Source organism: Halomonas sp. BL6 (genome assembly GCF_006228115.1).
GTDB lineage: Bacteria > Pseudomonadota > Gammaproteobacteria > Pseudomonadales > Halomonadaceae > Vreelandella > Vreelandella piezotolerans.
Map to the genome: position 1 here is coordinate 260,318 of NZ_VDGL01000006.1, position 20,065 is coordinate 280,382.

Genomic DNA, 20,065 nt, shown 5'->3' on the forward strand with positions numbered 1-20,065 from the left:
AAACGGTTACTTAAAAACAGTGCTCTGGGGCGGGGAAGGCGCGGCGCTTGACGGCGTCATGGTACTGCTCGAAGGCGCCCTGGATGGAGCTGGCCTCCGCCATGAAGTTTTTCACGAAGCGCGGCGTACGGCCGTGCGTGACCCCCAGCACGTCGTGCATGACGAGAATCTGTCCGTCGGTGTCTGGGCCTGCGCCGATCCCAATGACCGGTACGTCTAGCGCTTCGGTCACCGCTTTGCCCAAACTAGCGGGCACGCACTCCAGCAAAATCACCGAGGCGCCGGCGTCCACTAGCACTTTGGCATCGTGAATGATTTGCTCGGCTTGCGCCGCTTCGCGGCCTTGTACCTTATAGCCGCCCAGTTGATAGACGGTTTGCGGCGTCAGACCCAGGTGGGCACACACCGGCACGCCGCGGCGAGTCAGTTCGCGAATGCCATCGGCCATCCATGCTTCGCCCTCTACCTTGACCAATTCCGCACCTGCTCGCATCAGCGCTGCGCCATCTTCCAAGAGGCGCTCCGTGGTGGCATTGCTCATGAACGGTAGGTCGACCATCAGCAGGCTGTGGCCTTTGCCGCGTGCAGCACAGCGGGTGTGGTAACAAATGTCATCGATGGTCACGGGCAAGGTGCTGCTGTGCCCCTGTAACACCATCCCAAGGGAGTCGCCTACCAGCAGGACATCGATACCCGCCGCGCTAGCAGCATGGGCAAAGGAGGCATCGTAAGCAGTCAGGCAGCTGAACGTTTCACCGGCGCGTTTATACGCCTGCAGGGTGCTCAGGGTGACGGTTTTCATGGCGTGCTCTCATTCAAACGTGATGGGGCCGATGCGGCGAGTGCGCTCGAGGCGCCTGCGCTCTGCTCGGCCATTATTATCGCAGCGTCCCTGCCTGCGCGATGTGGCGTAACCGGCAATTGTTACCTGATTGGGGGCGTGGTGTCGAGATTTGTGTCAGATGGTAGCAGTGGCGGTGACATCGGTAGCACTTAAGTGCCGAATATCGCTCGTATTGAGGCGCGATAGCCACGTTTCGAGCGGTTGCTGGTGCAGCGTGATGGGCTGCTGAAGCGCCGTGGAGACCTCTGCCAGCGGTACGAGTACGAAAGCGCGGGCGTGCATCTGCTCATGAGGTACGGTCAAGCGGGGGTGCTGCAGGGTATGTTTTCCGTAAAGCAGCACATCTAGGTCTAGCGTGCGTGGCCCCCAGTGGCGTAGCCGCCGACGCCGATGGCGCTGCTCCAGCGCCTGTAGCTGGTCAAGGAGCGCCAGCGGCGACAGGTGGGTCTCTAGGCAGGCGACGGCATTGATGAAGTCCGGCTGATCTTGTGGGCCGATGGGCGCCGTGGCGTAGAGCGATGACTTGGCCACTCGTCGCGATAGTGGCAAGGTGTCCAATTCCTGGAGCGCCCGCTCCACCTGCTCGGTGGGGGTCTCTAAATTGCTGCCGAGGCCGATATAGCAACGCAAGGCGCTATTCACTGTTGGCCCTCCGCGATTTGCGGCGTTTTTTACGACGGCGGTCGCCTTGGCTGGCCGGATCGCTGCCGACCTTCTGCAGGAGTCGGCGCTGCTCGTGATCGTCGCCTTTCTGGAACGACTCCCACCAGTCACCCAAGCCGCGGGGAATTTCGCCCGCCTGCTCGCGTAGCATCAGTAGATCGAAGGCAGCGCGAAAGCGCGGATGCTCTCGGGTTTGGAACGCGCGCTTGCCCCGTCGCATTGGCAGCCGTGCCTGAAGCTCCCAAATTTCGCGCATGGGAATCCCAAAGCGCTTGGGAATGGAGGTGTGCTGGAGCTGGCGCGATACGACCTGCTGAGCCGCGGTTTGCAGGGCGGGCACGGCAGGCATGCCCTCACGCTCGAGCTCGGCCTGGCGGTGAACGACCGGCGCCCATAGAAACGCTGCCAGCAAAAACGCGGGCGTGACGGGGCGGTCTTCGGCGATACGCTTGTCGGTATTGGCGAGTGCCTGCTCAATGAGCTCCTCTGCCCAAGCGGCGTCGGCCATGGCCTCTTCGGCTTCCGGGAAAAGCATGCCAAACAGGTTGTAGTGGCTCAACAGGCGGAAAGTGATCAGCCCGTGGCCCGACATGAAGAGTTTGAGCACCTCATCGAACAGGCGAGCCGGCGGAATTTGCAGCAGCAGAGGCGCAAGATCGTACATGGGCGCTTCGGTGGCGGGCTCGATAGTGAAGTCGAGCTTGGCCGCAAAGCGCACCGCGCGCAGCATCCGTACCGGATCTTCACGGTAGCGGGTGGCGGGGTCGCCGATCAGGCGCAGCGTGCGCGATTCGATATCTCGCGCTCCGTTGGCAAAGTCGTGGATCGTGAAGTCGGCAATATTGTAGTAGAGCGCATTGACGGTGAAGTCGCGGCGCAGTGCGTCCTCTTCGATATTGCCCCATACGTTGTCCCGCAGCAGCAAGCCATCGTCCGATTGGTGAGCGATATGGTCGCCGTGCTCGTCCTGAGGTTTGCCGCGGAATGTCGTTACCTCGATGACTTCGCGGCCAAAGCGTACATGCACGATGCGAAAGCGGCGGCCAATCAGGCGTGAGTTGCGAAATAGATCGCGCACCTGCTCGGGTGTAGCGTTGGTGGCCACATCGAAGTCTTTCGGCATTTTGCCCAGCAGCGCGTCGCGAATGCAGCCACCCACGAGATAGGCATCGAACCCGGCGCCGTTGAGACGATAAAGCACCTTGAGCGCGGCTTCACTGATTTGCTGGCGAGAAACGGGATGCTCGGAGCGCGGAATAATACGAGGGCTGGGCGCATCTGAGGCGCTCTCAGGGGAATCGAGCAGGGATTTCAAGTGCTCTCCCGGACTGTGTAATAAACGGGTAAATCCTTTAAACATGCGGCGATGTCGACTCGCAGTGTATCGAAAACGGTTTCGAAAAACGTGACCGTATGGAGGACGGTAAAGGGTTGAGTGTATCCGACCCCCTGGGGCTTGCAAAGAGCGGTTTGCAATGAGCCGTCGAACCTGACGTCAATGCCACCCGTAAACGCGGAAAGGGGAGGCTACGTGAGCCTCCCCTATAAAGCAGACAATCAGCATCCATGCTGCTGTTTTTATTCATGATGGCACATCGCCCTGAATACGCACCGCAGTCGGCAGGCGTAAAGAACCACTCTGATTCCGACCGCCTCGTATTCAAAACAATAATCCAACCGCGAACTTTTCTCTCCCGGCGAGTTGTTATTGGCTCCGGGGGTGTACACCTATGCTGCTATTGTTGTTGTTCGGGTGCAGACCTTGTGTACGTCGCGTCCTTATTTGGGCACTTGCTGTGTATTGTTATTGTTTGCTGCGCGTTTGCTTGGCTCCGCTAGGTAACCCTGTGCTGCGCGTGCAAGTCATGAGACTCAAGCCTGTTGTTCTTGTTCGTGCCGTTATCTCTACCTGGCCTTGTTGTTTTTGTTTTGGCTCAGGTCGGGGCGGTGTCATGTTGTTGTTATTAGTGACTGACCGCGCTGCCCAGTTTGTTCTTCTTGCCTAGTAATAGTGCACTCGCCGTGCCACCCATTTAATACGTTATGAATTTCAGTAGTTTGGCGATTTTCGAGTGGGTCAGGGAACTATTGGGAAGGGAAAGTGTTACCCGTTTTGGCGGCAATTTTGCGCAGCGTTGTGTGGGAAGGTAACAGTGCTCGGGTAACGAATTCCGGATATTTCTTAATCAAATCAATCTATTGGACGTTGGTATTACGCCAAACGTCTAACGGCGTGCGGTTTTTTTCCGAGGAATCCCCAGTCTTTGGCGTCGTTCCCATAAGTTCTTGCGGCTAATGCCGAGTTTTTGCGCCAGTTCGGTTTCGCTCATTTGATCCTGATGTTCCAACACGAAGTGCTGAAAATAGTCTTCCAACGATAGGTCCTCCTCATCGACGGGGGCAACTGCCTCGCTAGGCGAGGGGCTGGTGGCAGGTGGCTGGGAGCGGTGGGTAACTGGACCAAGTCCCAAATCATCAGGGTGAATCAGGTGGCCTTCGGCAAGAATCACGCCGCGCTCCAGCGCATTTTCCAGCTCGCGCACGTTACCGGGCCAGGGATAGTCGCGTAGGTCTTGGCGGGCCGCTCTGGAGAGCCGTAGCCCTGGGCGTTCGTGGCGCTTGCAAGCCTTCTCTAGCAGGATATCGGCGATTTTGAGTACGTCGTCTTCGCGCTCGCGCAGCGGTGGCAGGGCAATCTGCATCACGTTCAATCGATAGTACAAATCAAGCCGGAACTCGCCGCTTTTGGAAAGCGCGCGCAGATCACGGTGAGTAGCGGCAATCAAGCGAACGTCCACATGGCGGGTTTCCACGGAGCCAATTTTGCGGATCTCGCCCTCTTGCAGTACGCGTAGCAGCCTCGCTTGGGCATCCAGGGGCAGCTCGCCAATTTCATCGAGAAAGAGCGTACCGCCGTCGGCAGCTTCGACCAAGCCGGTGCGTGCAGCGCTGGCACCAGTAAAGGCGCCTTTTTCGTGACCAAACAACTCGGATTCGATCAGCGTTTCGGGGATCGCCGCGCAGTTGACGCAAATCAGCGGCGCTTTGGCACGCTTGCTCTGTTGGTGAATGGCGCGCGCGACTAGCTCTTTGCCGGTGCCAGACTCGCCTTGAATCAGCACGGTGACGTCTGCAGGGGCGGTTTTACGAATACGCGTATACACCTCTTGCATGGCAGTGCAGTCACCGATCATGGTTTGGCGGCCTCCGCCCTCATCGGTGACATCTGGCGGCGTACCCTGCTGCATCGACTGCTTGTGCAAAATTCGCTCGACGGTTTCCAGAAGCTCAGTGTGGTCGAAGGGCTTGGCGACATAGTCGACCGCGCCCTGCTTGAGGGCATCGACCGCCGAACGCATGCTGGCGTAGCTCGTCATGATCAAAACGGGAGCGGGGGCGGCGAGTTCGATGAGCGTTGTACCCGGCTCTCCAGGCAGGCGCAGGTCGCTGATGATGAGATCAAAGTCGCTGAGCGGCTGAGCGCTGGCCTCTTCGGCGCTGGCCGCTTCGCTGACGTGATAGTCATGGCGCTCCAGTAGGCGCTTTAGCGCGCTGCGAATAATCGCTTCATCTTCAACAATCAGTATCCTGGGCATGGGGCAAGTGATCATCCTGTTGGTAAAGCGGTAGCCAAAGCGTGATGGCCGTGCCGCGAGGCTTTCCGGGAGGGGGCGACGCCACCTCTATTTTGCCGTGGTGCTCATTGATGATTTGATACGCCAACGATAGCCCAAGTCCAGTACCTTCACCCGCCGGTTTAGTGGTGGTGAACGGTTCGAACAGGCGGTGTTTGACGCTGGGATCAATTCCATGGCCATCATCGACGACTCGCCACCAGGCGTGGCTGGCCTGGGTGCCTGCCTCTATGTGCACCGTTCCCTTGGGAGAGCAAGCATCTTTGGCATTGCTCAGTAAATTTACCATGACTTGCGTAAGGCGCTGAGCATCGCCGCGCACCACAATGTCATTTGGGCAGCGGTTGGTAAAGGTGACATCCTCCCCTGAGCGGGCTAAATGGATCAAGTGCAGGGCGTCGTCGCTGACCGCGGTGAGCGACACCCGGGCGGCGGGAAGCGGTCGCTCCGGTCGTCCGCCATGGGCAAAACCGACGAGGGAATTGACGATTTTAGTCACCCGCTGAGTGAGCTGCTGGATCTGGTCGGCGGTTTCCAAAAGCGCCGGGTCGTCGGTGTCGTAGCGCAGATTTTGCGCCAGCGATGAAATGCCGGTGATCGGGTTGCCAATCTCGTGGGCGACCCCGGCGGCAAGCTGGCCAATGGAGGCGAGTCGCGCGGCGTGCACCAGCTCCTCCTCCAGCCACTTCATCTCGGTGTGATCCTCCACCAGAATGACGCTGCCGCCGCGACTGTCGTGGCCGCTGAGCACCGCTTTGTGCAGCGTCAAAAAGTAGTCCTTACCGTGCAGCGTGACCGCCTGTTTGTACAGCGGCGTTTGGCTGGCAGTCAGCACGCTGCCCAGCAGCGTGGGCCAGGGCGGCGGCAGGCTGTCTCGCCGAGAGCCGATGACGCTATCGCCGCTGATACCCGAGAGCTGCGAGAGCGCTTGGTTCCACATCAGAAGCTCGTCGTCGTCGCCCAGCACGCACAGCCCCACCGGCAGGTAGGCCAGGGTCTGGCGGTGGTGGCGGCGAAGGCCATCCAGTTCGCGGGCAAGCCCGGTCAGTCGCGAACGGTAGGCTTCCAAGCGGCTTTCGACGAAATGGATGTCGTCGGTCACAGGGGCGTCATCGTGGCGGTAGGGCAGATAGCGGTCGACGATGTCCCGCGCCACCGAGGGGCCCATCAGGCCCGACAGGTTGGCCTGAATGCGGTCGCGTAAACGGCGCAGGGCATAGGGGCGTCGCTCTTGCGGGGTCAGGTTGAGCGCTTTCAACGCGCGGTCCACTTCTCGGCTCGCGGCTTCGTCGCCCAGCGCTTGGGCCAGGTGGGCGGGGAAATCTCCCGCGGTGGCGGCTTCCAGCGGCAGGCGTTTGGAGCGGATGACCGCATCCACCGAGCAGGCTTCCGCCGCCGAGCGCTCGCCCTCCGAAATGCGCGTAAATAGCGATACCACGATCAGCAGCACGATATTCACCGCCAGCGAGATCAGCGTGGCGTTGTACCAGGGGGGGGCATCGGCGGGCATCAACAAGCTGAACGGCAGCGCGGGGAGGGCGATATCGAACAGTAGCGGCAGCCACAGCCCCCACAGCCAGACGCCGATACCGCCCATGAGACCGGCAATCATGCCTTTGCGGTTGGCACCGGGCCAATAGAGCAGCGCCAGCAGGCCCGGTAAACACTGCGCCATGCCCACGAACGCGGCCAACCCTAGGTTCGTGAGCGAGTGATAGCGCCCGACGCTTTCGGCAAACAGCCAGCCACCGACAATGACGGCCCCGACCAGGGCCCTGCGTAGCCACAGCAGCCAGCCGTAGAGGTCACTACGCGCCTCTGGCGGACGGGCGACCAGTACGATGTGATTCAACACCATGCCAGAGAGCGCGAGCGCAATCATCATCATCGTGCCGCTGGCGGCCGCCAGGCCCCCTATGAACGCCAGCGCGCCGACCCACCAATGCTCGGTCATTAGGTACGCCGCATAGGCGGCAAGCGGCACGCTCTCGTTGGCCGACTGCGCGGCCCATAAAATGAGCGGCACCGGTAGCGCCATCAGTAGCAAAAAGAGCGGCAAGGTCCAGCTCGCCTGCAGCAAGGTGTGGCGAGAGAGGCTTTCGGCAAAGGTGATTTGAAACAGGTGCGGCATCATGAAGGCCGCCGCGAAAAACAGCAGTAGAAGCGTGCGCCACTGGGGGGCTTCGAGCTGAGGCGTAGCCGCTTGCAGCGCCGCACCGGGGCCTTCCAGCCAGCGCTGTAAATCCTGTGGTCCATCAAACACCCACCAGAGTGCAATGGCACCGAGCCCGAGCATGGCCAGCAGTTTGACCACCGATTCGAAGGCGATCACGCTGAGCAGCGTGTCGTGGCGGTGCCGATGGTGATGGCGCGCGCCAAACAGCACGGCGCAGCCTGCAATGACCCCACAAAACAGCAGCGCGACGGCGGCGCTATAGCGGCTGCCGGTGAGCAGCTGCACGGCATCGCTCAAGGTTTGCACCTGTATGCCCAGCAGCGGCAGTACGGCAAGCAGACTCAATAGCGTCACCAGCGTGCCTGCCCAGCGGGAGCGGTAGCGAAAGGCGAACAGATCTGCCAGCGAGGAGAGCTGGTAGGTGCGGGTGATGCGCTGAATCGGTACCAGCAGCACGGGGGCAAGCAAAAAGGCCCCCGCTGGCCCCAGGTAGTAAGCGAGGTAGCCGAATCCAGCATTCGCGGCTAATTCGATGCTGCCGTAGATGGCCCAGGCACTGGCGTATACGCCAAGCGCCAAGGTGTACACCATCGGGTGGCGAGTAATGCGCACCGGTACCCAGCCCCGCTCGACGGCCAAACCGCAGCCAAACAGCAGCCCGAGATAGCCAAGCCCCAGTAATACGACGCTTATTAACTCAGCGTTCATCCAGTTTCCTTTTCTGCTCGAGCCAGAGCGTCAGAGCTATCAACACGCCCCAGATGGCAAACGGGCGGTACCAGGCAACGCTCGGGTCAGCCCAGCCATCCATGAACAGCGGGGAAAGCAGATACCCGCCAAAGACGAGAAATAGCATGATGCGGTAGACGTACATCTTACGGCTCCGGTGGGGCAGAGCGGTGGGGCTGCGGTGCCAAATGTGCCACTGACCAGTGCTCGATGGCCCATCGTAACTGGACCTCGGGGGGCTCCTCGACGAGCGCTGGCGGTGGCGCCTGATCGAGCAGCTGCAGCGCTTGAAACAGCTGGCGACGAATCCCGCGACTCTCCTCGGCCAGAGCAGGGGCGAGGTTTTGCTTGGAGAGCTTTTGGCCGCCCTCCGTGACCACTAGCGGCAGATGCAGATAGCGCGGCGTAGGCACCTGTAGCGCTGCTTGTAACTGCTGCTGCCAAGGCGTGTTATCCAGCAAGTCGACTCCCCGTACGATGTCGGTGATGCCCTGATGGGCGTCGTCCACGACCACCGCGAGCTGATAGGCCCATAATTGATCTTTGCGCTTCAACACGACATCGCCCAGGTCGGCGGGGTCGAAGTGCTGCTCGCCGAACAGTCGGTCGTTCCAACCGACGGGACGTTGGGCGAGGTCGCTTCGCAACCGCCAGGCGACTGGCTGGCTGGCATCGCACACGCCGCCTCGGCACCAGCCTGGGTAGATGTCGAAGGCCTGCCACTGCTTGCGTGAGCAGCTGCAGGGGTACGCCAGCCCCCGATCGATGAGCTGCTCAAGCGCGTGTTGATAGGCGTCATGACGCTGGCGTTGCCACATGACGTCCTCATCCCATGTCAGGCCAAAAGCCTCCAGCTGGCGCAAAATGGTGCTGTCCGTGCCCTCGGGGCAGCGCGGCGGGTCGATGTCTTCGATACGTACCAGCCACTGGCCCCCCGCAGCGCGGGCATCCAAATAGCTGCCGAGCGCGGCCACCAGCGAGCCAAGATGCAGGGGCCCGGAGGGGGTAGGGGCGAAGCGTCCTCGGTAGTGAGCGGTGGCGGTCATGGCAATCCGTGCGTGAAAACGGTAAAGCAGTAAGTAGAGAACAAGATGACAAACAAAAACGGGCACCTCAAGGGTGCCCGCTGTCGACCATCTTAGCAGGATGCTCAACCGCCCAGCTGTTTCTCTTTTAGCTCGGCCAAGGTTTTGCAGTCGACGCACAGTGTGGCCGTGGGCCGTGCTTCCAGGCGGCGAATACCGATTTCCACGCCGCAGGCTTCGCAAAAACCGTAGTCGTCATCATCGATCTTTTCGATGGTTTCGTTGATTTTCTTCAGCAGCTTGCGCTCGCGGTCCCGGGTACGCAGTTCCAGGCTAAAGCCCTCTTCCTGTGTGGCGCGGTCAGCGGGGTCGGCATAGTTGTTAGCATCTTCCTGCAGGTGGCGTACGGTACGATCCACCTCTTCCATGAGGTCCTGTTTCCAGTCCAGAAGCAGCTGGCGGAAGTGCGCGAGCTGCTTCTCGTTCATATACTCTTCACCCGGTGCCGGCTCATACGGTGTGAAGGACTTGGACGCTTCCGGTTTCTTTTCCGCTACTGGCATGGGAGTGCCCCTTACGTATGTGACTGCTGATCGACCATGAGCGTGTGCCACGATCTCACGCCAAAGGGATGCTTGTTTAGCTGAAAATTGCGCGCGATGCAAGCATAATAGTGCGCTTTCGACCATGGTCCCACATCTTGTGCGACCTGCGTCATGGTTTAACTACTGCTAGGTGAAGGAGCCGTTATGGCCTGGAATTCGCGTGTCGATCACGTTGCGCCTTTTCGCGTAATGCACTTATTGGAAATGGCTCAGGCGCGTGAAGCGGCAGGCCATGACGTGATTCACCTGGAAGTGGGCGAACCTGATTTCGCAACGCCCGCCCCTATCGTCGCCGCCGGGCAGCAGGCGCTGGCCAGCGGCAGAACACGCTACACCCCCGCCGCCGGTTTAGCGTCGCTGCGCGAGGCCATTGCCGGGCACTACGCCGAGCACTTCAACGCCACGGTTGACCCCGCCCGTATTCTGGTCACCCCCGGTGCGTCTGGCGCACTGCTGCTGGCCAGCCAGCTGCTTGTCGAAAATGGTGATCGAGTGCTAATGGCTGACCCAAACTATCCGTGTAACCGCCACTTCATGGCGCTGGCAGGGGCCGAGGTCGACGCCGTGTCGGTAGGGCGTGATAGCGGCTGGCAGCTCACCGCACCGCTGATCGAGCAGCACTGGCAGGCCAAGACGCGTATAGCCATGCTGGCAAGCCCCTCCAACCCGACCGGGCATACGCTGGATGCCCCGGCGCTCGCCAAGGTGATCGACACCGTGGCTGCCAAGGGTGGCGACGTCATCGTCGACGAGATCTACCAGGGGCTGAATTACGATGACGCGCCGCTGTCGGCCACGTCATTGTCAGATGACGCTTTTGTGGTGAACAGCTTCTCCAAGTACTTCGGCATGACCGGCTGGCGCTTGGGTTGGCTGGTGGCGCCAGAGCATGCCGTCGAGCCGCTGACCCGGCTGGCGCAAAACGTCTTTCTCGCCGCACCGACGCCCTCCCAGCACGCGGCGCTGGCGGCGTTTACTCCCGAGTGCCGGGATATTCTGGAAACCCGTCGCGCTACTCTCAAACAGCGTCGCCAAGTACTACTGGATGGCTTGGCCGAGCTAGGGTTAGCGCCGGATTTGCCGCCTCAGGGGGCGTTCTATCTCTGGCTGGATATCTCCCGCTACAGCCGTGACAGCCAAGCCTTCTGCGAGCGCCTGCTCGTGGAGGAGAATGTCGCCATCACCCCGGGGATCGATTTTGCCGTACAGGGCGGCGAGCATCATGTGCGCATCGCCTTCACTAACGACGTGGCACGGCTGCAGGAGGCCGTAGTGCGCATTGCGCGCTTCGTGAGCCGCTTATGATGACCTATCCCTCACTGGTGTCCGGCACGCTGCTGCGGCGCTACAAGCGCTTTCTGGCCGATGTACGCCTGGACAGCGGGGAGGACGTGGTGGCCCACTGCCCGAATACGGGCTCGATGAAGGCGGTCAACGTACCCGGCTGCCGGGTATGGCTCTCGCCTAGCGACAACCCCAAACGCAAGCTGGCCTGGACCTGGGAGTGGATTGCACTGCCTCAGCCTGAGGGGGGGACGGCGCTGGCATCGGTGCATACGGGGCGCGCAAACCGCTGGGTTGAAAGTGCCATCACGGCGGGGGATATCCCGCCGCTGGCGGACTATCGAACGTTAAAGCGTGAAGTGAAGGTCGGCGAAGCGCGGCTCGATTTTCGTTTGGATGACCCTGAGAAGGGCGCCGCCTACGTGGAGGTCAAACAGGTCACGCTGAAAGAGGCGGATGGGCACGGCTACTTTCCCGACTCCGTGAGCGCACGGGGCACCAAACATTTAGCCACGCTGGCGGCGCTTGCCCAGCAGGGCGAGCGGGCGGTGCTGCTATTCTGCGTGGCGCACGAGGGGATTGCGGACGTGGCACCGGCGGCGCATATCGACGCCACCTACGCGGCGGCGCTCAGTGATGCGGTGCAAGCGGGGGTCGAAGTACTGGCGTATGGCGTGACGATGACGTGGCAGCAAAGCGTACCGATAGCGGCCCGCCTGACGCGGGCACTACCGGTACGGGTTTAGCGCTCGATATAGAAACGCTGAATGAAGCTCACCGGCTCGGAATTTTCATTGCGGTCGTAGCGCACGTCGAGATGGAAGCGCATTGGCTCGTCGTGGCGCAGTGTAAACGTGGCAAGGTGGTAGGTGGCATCGCCATCGTGCACGGTGCGAAAACTGAGCGGTTCGCGGGTGTCGGTCAAGTCGCTCACATAGCCGCCCACGCTGGCATTCACCGGTCGCGTGGTGCCATCCGGCTGGCGCTCGCGCACGCTGACGTTGACCAGGCCGTGCCCGATACTGCGCTGGATGCTGTTCGCCTGCGCCACTTCCGGAGTAAGAAAGCGCGTTTCGATGGCGTTGTAATGGATCTCGTAGTCGCCCACTTGCACCATTTGCTCTGCCGCTGCCTGGGTGGCGCTGAGCAGCGTGCCAAGTAGCACCATCAACAGTGGAAAGCGTCGCAGTGTCGCGATAGCCATAGCGTGTCTCCTCTCATGGGTGAGGTAAAGGCCGTCTTAGGCGCGTCGGCGCACCCGGAAAATGGCGATTTCACCAAACAGGTTAGGCCACCACTTCGAGGTCCAGTGCCCCTTGTGGTCGCCCACTCCTACGGCACGGTCGACGATCACCAACCCTTTCTCTTTACATAGGTGCTCGAAGTCGTTGAACGTCGAGAGGTGAATGTTGGGGGTGTCGTACCACGCGTGGGGCAGCGATTTCGATACCGGCATATAGCCGCGCAGCCCCAGGTGAATGCGGTGACGCCAGTAGGCGAAGTTGGGGAAGGTGATGATCCCCTCCTCGGCGACCCGCAGCATTTCATCGAGCATCTTATCCGGGCGGCGCAGCGCCTGCAGCGCCTGGGTCATGATCACCTGATCGTAGCTATTGTCGCAGAAGCTACCCAGGCCGTCGTCCAGGTTGTGCTCGATGACGTTGACGCCGCGCGCCACGCACTGGGTAATGCCGTCCGGGTCGATCTCCAACCCGTAACCCGTCACGCCTTTCTCTTTAGCCAACCGCTCTAGCAGGACGCCGTCGCCGCAGGCGAGGTCAAGGACGTGTGCGTCTTGGGGAACCCAGTCGTAAATCAGTTCGAGATCTGTGCGCATTAGCGTGTTTCCTCCGCGTCGGCGGCATCGAGGTGCTGCTCTCGAGCGACGCGGCCCATGAAGGCACTGAACAGCGCTTGATAGCGCGGCTCGGGCAGTAAAAAGGCATCGTGCCCGTGGGGCGACTCGATATTGGCGTAGCTGACTGATTTACCCGCGCGGGTAAGGGCGTCCACTAGCTCTCGAGAGCGCGACGGCGGGAAGCGCCAATCGGTGGTAAAGCTGACGATCAAAAAAGGACACTGCGCCGGAGCCAGGGCGCAGGCGAGATCGCCGTCGCAGCTGGCCGCCGGGTCGAAGTAGTCCAGCGCTTTGGTCATCAGCAGGTAGGTGTTGGCATCGAAGGCGGTCGAGAAAGTGTCGCCCTGGTAGCGCAAGTACGACTCCACCTGAAACTCGACGTCGAAGCCAAAGTTCAAGTCGTCGCTGCGCAGGTCACGGCCAAACTTGCTGCCCATGGCGTCTTCGGAAAGATAGGTGATATGACCTACCATGCGGGCCAGTTTCAGTCCTCGCTTGGGCACGGTGTCGTGCTCGGCGTACCAGCCGTCGAAGAACTCGGGATCCGAGCGAATCGCCTGCCGGGCGACCTCGTTGAAGGCGATGTTTTGCGCCGACAGGCGGGGTGTGGCGGCGATGACGACGGCATTGGCAACGCGTTCGGGGTAAGTGATCGTCCACTGCAGCACCTGCATACCGCCCAAACTGCCCCCCACGGCCGCGGCCCAGCGCTCGATGCCCAAGTGGTCGGCGAGTCGTGCTTGGCTAGTGACCCAGTCACTCACCGTCACTACGGGGAAGTCGGGTCCCCACTGACGGCCGGTATCCGGGTTATGGCTTACCGGGCCGGTACTGCCGTGGCAGCCGCCCAGGTTGTTCAGCGACACCACGAAAAAGCGGTTGGTATCGATGGATTTGCCTGGACCGATATGGGCATCCCACCAGCCGGGTTTGCGGTCTTCGGCGGTGTGGTAGCCTGCCGCGTGGTGGTGCCCCGATAGCGCGTGGCAAATCAGCACCGCATTCGAGCGTTCGGCGTTCAGCGTGCCGTAGGTCTCATAGATCAGTTCGTACTCCGATAGCGTCTTGCCGCAGGCAAGCGGCAGCGGCGTATCGAATTTCACCACCTGGGGCGTTACGAGGCCAACGGAGTCCGCTGGCCGGTCGTCATAAGCAAGAGTGTCTGAATCAGGCATCGAAAGCACTAGTCCTGCAAAAATAGGTCACTGCCAAAAGTGAGCTCGGGGCGTTAGTCGAGTCGATAGGGCCGTTATAGCCCTACGAGGGCACCCGAGATGCCTGCTGCGCGAATCAGCGAACCCACGACGATGCCGTCCACCAGGTTGATGGCGATGAAGACCACGATCGGCGAGAGATCGATCATGCCCAGCGGCGGGATCACCTTCCTCACCGGTGCCATGATCGGCTCGACCAGTTGCATCACCAGCAGCGCGCCGGGGTGGCTCGCGTTCGGGGCGACCCAGCTCAGGATGATCATCACGATCATGGCAAAGAAATAGATCTTCAAAATGGCGTTGGCCAGCGCGGCCACTCCAGCAATCAGTAGCCCTGCAATGGGCGGCATGCCCACGCCAATCACCATGAAGATGGCGACCATGCTGACGACTTTCAGCACGAAACCGGCCGCCAGAGTGGCAAGGTCAAAGCGACCGGCGACTGGCCCTAAAAAGCTTTGGAATAGCCCGACGACAGGCTGAGTGATTTTGACCACCGACTGGCTGAGCGGGTTGTAGTAATCCGCCCGCGATGCTTGCAGCAAAAAACGCAGCATCAACAGAAACAGATAAATATTGATCAGCGAGTTCACCAGCATTAACCCGGCGCTGCCTAATTGACTTCCCATTGCGGCTTCTCCTCGAAAATAGCGTTTGGCATCGTTCACGGCCTATTGGCGGCGTGCGACTCAGGCGTTACCGCTTAGCTCTTTGGACATGGCGTCGGCGCGCTCGGCGCAGGCGTTCATAGCGTCGGCGATGATCGTGCGCAGGTTCGCCTCTTCCATATGATGAATGGCACGCTCGGTGGTGCCGCCCGGTGACATGACGTTCTGTTTCAGCGTGGCCGGGTCTTTGTCACTGCGCTGGGCCATGGTGGAGGCGCCCAAGGCGGTTTGAATGGCCAAGCGGCGAGCGGTATCGGCAGGCAGACCGAGCTTCACGGCGGCCTCTTCCATGGCTTCGAACATCAAAAAGAAATAGGCCGGTGCGCTGCCGGACACGGCGGTCACGGCGTCCAGCAGGCGCTCTTCGTCGACCCATTCGACGATCCCAACGGCTTCCATCAGCTGCGTGGCCAGCGTGCGCTGGGCGTCACTGACCGCCGCGTTGGCGTAGAGGCCGCTGGCGCCGATGCCGACCAGCGACGGGGTGTTGGGCATGCAGCGCACCAGGGCGTTACCGCCACCCAGCCACTGATCGATGGTGTCGGCATCCAGCCCCGCCGCAATGGACATCACCAGCGGCGCCTGTTGCTGGACGCTGTCACGCATCGCTTCGCAAACGCTGCGCATGATCTGCGGTTTGACCGCCAGAACGACCACGTCCGCCCCGCTGACGGCGGCGCTATTGTCGGTGTGGGTATGAATACCCAGGCGCGCTTTCAGCGGAGCCAGTTCGCTGTCGTTGGGGGCCGTGGCGGTGATATCGCTGGGTGAGACACCGCTTTCGATCAGGCCGCCGATAATGGCGCTGGCCATGTTGCCCGCGCCAATGAAGGTGATCTTGCTCGCCATGGGGGTATCCTTTTTCGCAAATGGCTGCGTCGTGCAGCGTGTGTAGTAAGCCGTGTGTGGTTCGAGCCGCCGTTAGCCCCGGGCGCCAAAAATGGCGGTGCCTAAACGTACCAGCGTGGCGCCCTCTAAAACAGCCGCTTCCAAATCGTCACTCATGCCCATCGATAGCGTATCCAGCGGCGCATCGGGCAGTGCCGCTTTGAGCTCATCCAATAGCTGGCGCAGCGCTGCCAGCGGCTGGCGCTGTGCCTCTAGCGTCGCCGCTGGGGCGGGAATCGCCATCAGCCCGCGCAGGGCTAAGCCGGGTAGCGCGGCAATGTCTCGAGCCAAAGCCAAGGCATCTTCCGGCAGCACGCCGGACTTCGTGGCCTCGCGGCTAATGTTGACCTGCAGGCAGACGTTCAGCGGCGGTAGCGCTGCTGGGCGCTGTTCGCTCAAACGTTTGGCAATTTTCAAACGATCCACGCTGTGTACCCAGGCAAACTGCTCGGCCACGGCACGGGTCTTGTTCGATTGCAGCGGGCCAATGAAGTGCCACACGATGCCGTCAAGATCCTCGAGCGCCACCTGTTTATCCAGTGCCTCCTGCAGGTAGTTTTCACCAAACTCGCGCTGGCCGTGCTGCCACGCTTCGCGCAGCATGTCGGCGGGCTTGGTCTTGCTCACCGCTAAAAGAGTAGCGCTGGTGGGCGAGCGCTCTGCCTCTTCAAGCGCTCGTCGCAGGCGTTCACGCGCAGAGGCCAGTGACTCGGGAAGCGCGTTGTCTGTCATACTCAAGCACCTTACCGCAGCTGGGAAAGAGAGATGGATATTACCGAACTGCTGGCATTCTCGGCAAAGCAGAATGCGTCCGACCTGCACCTTTCGGCGGGATTGCCGCCCATGATACGTGTTGATGGCGATATTCGTCGGCTTAATGTGCCCGCCATGGAGAACGACGACGTACGGCGGCTGATCTACGACATCATGAACGATCGGCAGCGTCGCGACTACGAAGAGCACCTAGAAGCGGACTTTTCCTTCGAAGTGCCGGGCGTGGCGCGCTTTAGGGTCAATGCCTTCAACCAGGCGCGCGGGGCGGGGGCCGTCTTTCGTACCATTCCCAACAAGGTGCTTTCCATGGACGCCTTGGGCATGGGAGAGGTGTTCCAACGCCTGTCGATGCTGCCCAGGGGCTTGGTGCTAGTGACCGGGCCGACGGGGTCGGGCAAAAGCACGACCCTGGCGGCGATGATTGACTACATCAACGACCACCGCTTCGAGCATATCCTGACCATCGAAGACCCGGTGGAGTTTGTGCACACCAGCAAGCGCTGCCTGATCAATCAGCGGGAGGTTCACCGCGACACCCATAGTTTCTCAGGGGCGCTGCGAAGCGCGCTGCGCGAAGACCCGGACGTGATTTTGGTCGGCGAGCTTCGCGATCTCGAAACGATTCGCTTGGCGCTGACCGCCGCTGAAACGGGGCATTTGGTATTCGGTACCCTGCACACCACTTCCGCGGCGAAAACCATCGACCGGATCATCGATGTATTCCCCGGCGAAGAGAAATCCATGGTGCGCTCGATGCTGTCTGAATCGCTCCAGGCGGTCATTTCGCAAACGCTGTTGAAGCGCCAGGGCGGCGGGCGTGTAGCGGCTCACGAGATCCTGATTGCCACGTCGGCGGTGCGTAACCTCATTCGTGAAGATAAAGTAGCGCAGATCTACTCGGCCATTCAGACTGGCGGCGCCTTGGGGATGCAGACACTCAATGCGTCGCTCGCCAAGTTGGTCAAGGAGGGCGTGGTGAGTATGGACGACGCCCAGGCACGCGCAAAAGGCACGCTGACGTTAAAAGACGAGTAACCGCAGCGGGAGAGTAGTGCGATGGGTGAGCTACCCAGCGGTGCACCGATAAATGTGTAGGCGCCGCTAGGGAGCGTAAATGCCGCCGAGCACCCTTGGGCCGCTAGCGCCAGTCACGGAAGGCAAATTGCCGGGTAACCCGTGAAGCCGCTGATGGGCGAGCCAGGCAAAGGCTCCTGCTTCGATCCAATCTTCCGGCCAGCCCAGCGTGGCGGGGGAGAGCAGCGTCACCTTGGGTAGATGCGCTGCTAACCTTTCCATCAAATAGGAATTATGAGCACCGCCGCCACCCACCAGCAGCGTGGCGCTGGACTGGCTTAGCGGCAGTTGGGCCACCCCTTGCGCAACGCTCACCGCCGTCAGTTCGGCCAGCGTTGCCTGGACGTCGCTTGGAGCTTCGTTGCCGGTGAGGTGGTCGTTCAACCACGCTAAGTGAAATAGCTCGCGTCCAGTACTGCGTGGCGGCGGCTGGTGAAAAAAGGGTTCTTTAAGCAGGCGGGCGAGCAGCGATTGGTCGACCTGGCCGCTGGTCGCCCACGTGCCGTTCTCATCGAACCGTCCAGTGTGATGCTTGGCAAACCAGGCATCGAGCAGCACGTTCGCCGGCCCAGTATCGAAGCCCACCACGGCACGCTCTTGATCCTGGGGGAGCCAGGTGAGATTGGCAAAGCCGCCCAGGTTGAGCACGAGCTTTTCGCCTGGCCGCTGCCCAAATAGCGCTTGGTGGAAAGCGGGTGCTAAAGGCGCTGCTTGTCCACCAGCGGCGAGATCCCGTCGGCGAAAGTCGGCGACGACCGTGCACCCCGTCAATTCGGCTAGCAGGCTTGGGTTATCCAGCTGCAGCGTATAGGCCGGGCCGCCCTGATGGCCTTGGGGCGCGTGCTCTATCGTCTGACCGTGGCTGCCAATTGCCGTAATCTGAGCCGCTGCGAGCCCTTGGTTCGTTAATAGTGCCGTGACGGCCTGGGCCTGGAGGCGGCAAAAAGCATCCTCGGCGGCGGCCAGCTCGGCAAAGCTCGCGGAGGGTGTGTGGCATAGGTGCAAGAGCTGCGTATGCAGCCTATCGGGCATGGCAACGGCGGCCGTGGCTATGAGTATGGGCGGCGTGCCGGGAGTGAGTGACACCAAGGCGGCATCGATGCCGTCCAAGCTTGTGCCTGACATGAGCCCGATATAGTAGGCCGTCGATGTGGCGGTAGAGGTTTTCATCATGCGTGTCGTCCAAAACGGGAGGAAGGCTCAACCAAGGCGGTGGAGCGTGATAACATCGCCCACTATCGATCATTTAAACGCCTTTAACGGCACATAGTACATGGAGAGAGGCAATGAGTGAGGTGGATCAGGCGTTAGCGCTGCTGTCGCGGGGGACGCATGAAATCCTGGTAGAAGACGAGCTGCGCAAAAAGCTCGCGTCCGGTCGTAAACTGCGTATCAAGGCAGGGTTCGATCCGACGGCACCTGATCTGCACCTGGGGCACAGCGTACTGCTGACCAAAATGCGCCAGTTCCAAGAGCTTGGCCACACCGTCATCTTTTTGATTGGTGACTTCACTGGCCGCATTGGCGATCCGACCGGTAAAAACGTCACTCGTAAGCCATTGACGGAAGCGGATGTCAAAGCGAACGCGGAAACCTACAAAGAGCAGGTGTTCAAGATCCTCGATCCGGAAAAGACCGAGGTGCGCTTCAACGCCGAATGGTTTGGCGAGCTAAGTGCCGCCAAGATGATCGAGCTGGCCGCGCAAAGCACCGTCGCCCGGATGCTGGAGCGCGACGACTTTGAAAAGCGCTATAAAGCCAACCAATCCATCGCCATTCATGAATTCCTCTATCCGCTCGTACAGGGGTACGACTCGGTCGCACTGGAGGCCGACGTGGAGTTGGGCGGTACCGACCAGAAATTCAATCTGCTCATGGGGCGAGAGATTCAGAAGCACTTCGGGCAAGAGCCCCAGGTGGTCATTACCATGCCGCTGCTGGAAGGTTTGGACGGCGTGCAGAAAATGTCAAAGTCGCTTGGCAACTACGTCGGCGTGGATGAAGCACCGGGCTCCATGTTCAATAAACTGGTCTCCATGCCCGACAGCTTGATGTGGCGTTACTTCGAACTGCTCTCGCTCAAATCGAACGAAGAGCTCCACGCGCTAAAGCAAAGTGTCGAGCAGGGCGCCAACCCGCGCGATGTGAAAATGGAACTGGCCCGCGAGCTGATCGCCCGCTATCACGGCGACGAGGCAGCGGCCAATGCGCACAAGTCGGCGGGTAACCAACTGGCCGATGGTGAGCTGCCGGAAGATCTGCCGGAAGTGAAGGTAGACTTCGAAGGCAGCGAGCAAGCGCCCATCGCCGCTGTTCTGAATCGCTCCGGCCTGACAAAGAACAGTGCCCAGGCCAAGGACATGCTGAAAAATGGCAGCGTCAAGGTCGATGGCGAGGTCGTTGCTCAGGACACCATGCTGGCCACCGGTAAGGTGTACGTCATCCAGGCAGGTAAGAAACGTTACGCCCGTGTGACGCTTGCTTGAACTTTTTGAAAATTTTTTCACATTAGCCCTTGCCAACCCGGCATCGAATCCGTAAAGTACGCATCCGCTGCCGGGGACGCCCAGCGTTACCAGCGGTGATGAGGTTGAAAAACCTCTTGTTTGTCAGGAAGTTAGAGCTCTG

The 20,065-nt window shown here is 60.7% G+C and carries 19 protein-coding genes; 4 read left to right on the top strand and 15 right to left on the bottom strand.

Annotation, left to right across the window (positions count from 1 at the left end; translation table 11 throughout):
- Window positions 1–10 precede the first annotated feature (10 nt).
- The 8 genes from panB to dksA all read right to left on the bottom strand — a co-directional run bounded on the left by panB (window position 11) and on the right by dksA (window position 9,635).
- Window positions 11–802: a 3-methyl-2-oxobutanoate hydroxymethyltransferase gene (panB, locus tag FHJ80_RS14255; protein ID WP_139527981.1), complete on the bottom strand. Its 792-nt coding sequence runs from the start codon at window positions 800–802 to the stop codon at window positions 11–13.
- Window positions 803–958: 156 nt separating this feature from the next.
- On the bottom strand, window positions 959–1,486 hold the full coding sequence (gene folK, locus FHJ80_RS14260) for a 2-amino-4-hydroxy-6-hydroxymethyldihydropteridine diphosphokinase (RefSeq protein WP_139527982.1): 528 nt from the start codon (window positions 1,484–1,486) through the stop codon (window positions 959–961).
- Window positions 1,479–2,867 carry a polynucleotide adenylyltransferase PcnB gene (gene pcnB / locus FHJ80_RS14265; protein ID WP_139527983.1) on the bottom strand — a complete coding sequence of 463 codons (1,389 nt, stop codon included), beginning with the start codon at window positions 2,865–2,867 and terminating at the stop codon, window positions 1,479–1,481. The genes folK and pcnB overlap by 8 nt, the downstream gene beginning before the upstream one ends.
- Window positions 2,868–3,732: 865 nt before the next feature.
- Window positions 3,733–5,103, bottom strand: coding sequence for a sigma-54 dependent transcriptional regulator (locus FHJ80_RS14270; RefSeq protein ID WP_139527984.1), 1,371 nt, complete (start codon window positions 5,101–5,103; stop codon window positions 3,733–3,735).
- Window positions 5,081–8,026, bottom strand: a complete 2,946-nt coding sequence (locus FHJ80_RS14275; protein ID WP_139527985.1) for an ATP-binding protein — start codon at window positions 8,024–8,026, stop codon at window positions 5,081–5,083. The genes FHJ80_RS14270 and FHJ80_RS14275 overlap by 23 nt, the downstream gene beginning before the upstream one ends.
- Window positions 8,016–8,192 carry a hypothetical protein gene (locus FHJ80_RS17330; protein ID WP_167520868.1) on the bottom strand — a complete coding sequence of 59 codons (177 nt, stop codon included), beginning with the start codon at window positions 8,190–8,192 and terminating at the stop codon, window positions 8,016–8,018. Before FHJ80_RS17330 ends, FHJ80_RS14275 begins: the two co-directional genes overlap by 11 nt.
- Before the next feature lies 1 nt (window position 8,193).
- Entirely contained in the window at window positions 8,194–9,093 is a 900-nt protein-coding gene (gene gluQRS, locus FHJ80_RS14280; RefSeq protein WP_139527986.1) for a tRNA glutamyl-Q(34) synthetase GluQRS, read from the bottom strand.
- Window positions 9,094–9,197: 104 nt separating this feature from the next.
- Window positions 9,198–9,635, bottom strand: coding sequence for an RNA polymerase-binding protein DksA (dksA, locus tag FHJ80_RS14285; RefSeq protein WP_139527987.1), 438 nt, complete (start codon window positions 9,633–9,635; stop codon window positions 9,198–9,200).
- A 186-nt stretch (window positions 9,636–9,821) separates the two neighbouring features.
- Here dksA and FHJ80_RS14290 point away from each other — a divergent pair, with 186 nt between their 5' ends.
- Window positions 9,822–10,982, top strand: coding sequence for an aminotransferase class I/II-fold pyridoxal phosphate-dependent enzyme (locus FHJ80_RS14290; RefSeq protein WP_139527988.1), 1,161 nt, complete (start codon window positions 9,822–9,824; stop codon window positions 10,980–10,982).
- Window positions 10,979–11,707 (top strand): DNA/RNA nuclease SfsA, encoded by a 729-nt coding sequence (sfsA, locus tag FHJ80_RS14295; protein ID WP_139527989.1) that lies wholly within the window; start codon window positions 10,979–10,981, stop codon window positions 11,705–11,707. The genes FHJ80_RS14290 and sfsA overlap by 4 nt, the downstream gene beginning before the upstream one ends.
- On the opposite strand, the gene FHJ80_RS14300 is transcribed toward sfsA, so the two are convergent.
- From FHJ80_RS14300 to FHJ80_RS14325, 6 genes are all read right to left on the bottom strand, one after another.
- Complete coding sequence (locus FHJ80_RS14300; protein ID WP_139527990.1) at window positions 11,704–12,165, bottom strand: DUF4426 domain-containing protein; 462 nt, start codon at window positions 12,163–12,165, stop codon at window positions 11,704–11,706. The two genes, sfsA and FHJ80_RS14300, sit on opposite strands and share 4 nt — an antisense overlap.
- A gap of 36 nt (window positions 12,166–12,201) precedes the next feature.
- A complete protein-coding gene (gene metW / locus FHJ80_RS14305) occupies window positions 12,202–12,798 on the bottom strand; it encodes a methionine biosynthesis protein MetW (RefSeq protein WP_139527991.1) in 597 nt (198 codons plus the stop codon).
- Window positions 12,798–13,994, bottom strand: coding sequence for a homoserine O-acetyltransferase (locus FHJ80_RS14310; RefSeq protein ID WP_139527992.1), 1,197 nt, complete (start codon window positions 13,992–13,994; stop codon window positions 12,798–12,800). Before FHJ80_RS14310 ends, metW begins: the two co-directional genes overlap by 1 nt.
- Before the next feature lie 74 nt (window positions 13,995–14,068).
- On the bottom strand, window positions 14,069–14,662 hold the full coding sequence (locus tag FHJ80_RS14315; protein WP_139527993.1) for a YggT family protein: 594 nt from the start codon (window positions 14,660–14,662) through the stop codon (window positions 14,069–14,071).
- Between the two features lie 60 nt (window positions 14,663–14,722).
- Window positions 14,723–15,550 (bottom strand): pyrroline-5-carboxylate reductase, encoded by an 828-nt coding sequence (gene proC / locus FHJ80_RS14320; protein WP_139527994.1) that lies wholly within the window; start codon window positions 15,548–15,550, stop codon window positions 14,723–14,725.
- A gap of 72 nt (window positions 15,551–15,622) precedes the next feature.
- Complete coding sequence (locus FHJ80_RS14325; protein ID WP_139527995.1) at window positions 15,623–16,321, bottom strand: YggS family pyridoxal phosphate-dependent enzyme; 699 nt, start codon at window positions 16,319–16,321, stop codon at window positions 15,623–15,625.
- 33 nt (window positions 16,322–16,354) lie between these two features.
- On the opposite strand from FHJ80_RS14325, the gene FHJ80_RS14330 reads away from it, so the two are divergent.
- A complete protein-coding gene (locus tag FHJ80_RS14330) occupies window positions 16,355–17,398 on the top strand; it encodes a type IV pilus twitching motility protein PilT (RefSeq protein ID WP_139527996.1) in 1,044 nt (347 codons plus the stop codon).
- A gap of 66 nt (window positions 17,399–17,464) precedes the next feature.
- Here FHJ80_RS14330 and FHJ80_RS14335 read toward each other — a convergent pair whose 3' ends face one another.
- Window positions 17,465–18,607 (bottom strand): anhydro-N-acetylmuramic acid kinase, encoded by a 1,143-nt coding sequence (locus FHJ80_RS14335; protein WP_139528013.1) that lies wholly within the window; start codon window positions 18,605–18,607, stop codon window positions 17,465–17,467.
- Window positions 18,608–18,723: 116 nt separating this feature from the next.
- On the opposite strand from FHJ80_RS14335, the gene tyrS reads away from it, so the two are divergent.
- A complete protein-coding gene (tyrS, locus tag FHJ80_RS14340; protein ID WP_139527997.1) occupies window positions 18,724–19,923 on the top strand; it encodes a tyrosine--tRNA ligase in 1,200 nt (399 codons plus the stop codon).
- Window positions 19,924–20,065: the final 142 nt, after the last annotated feature.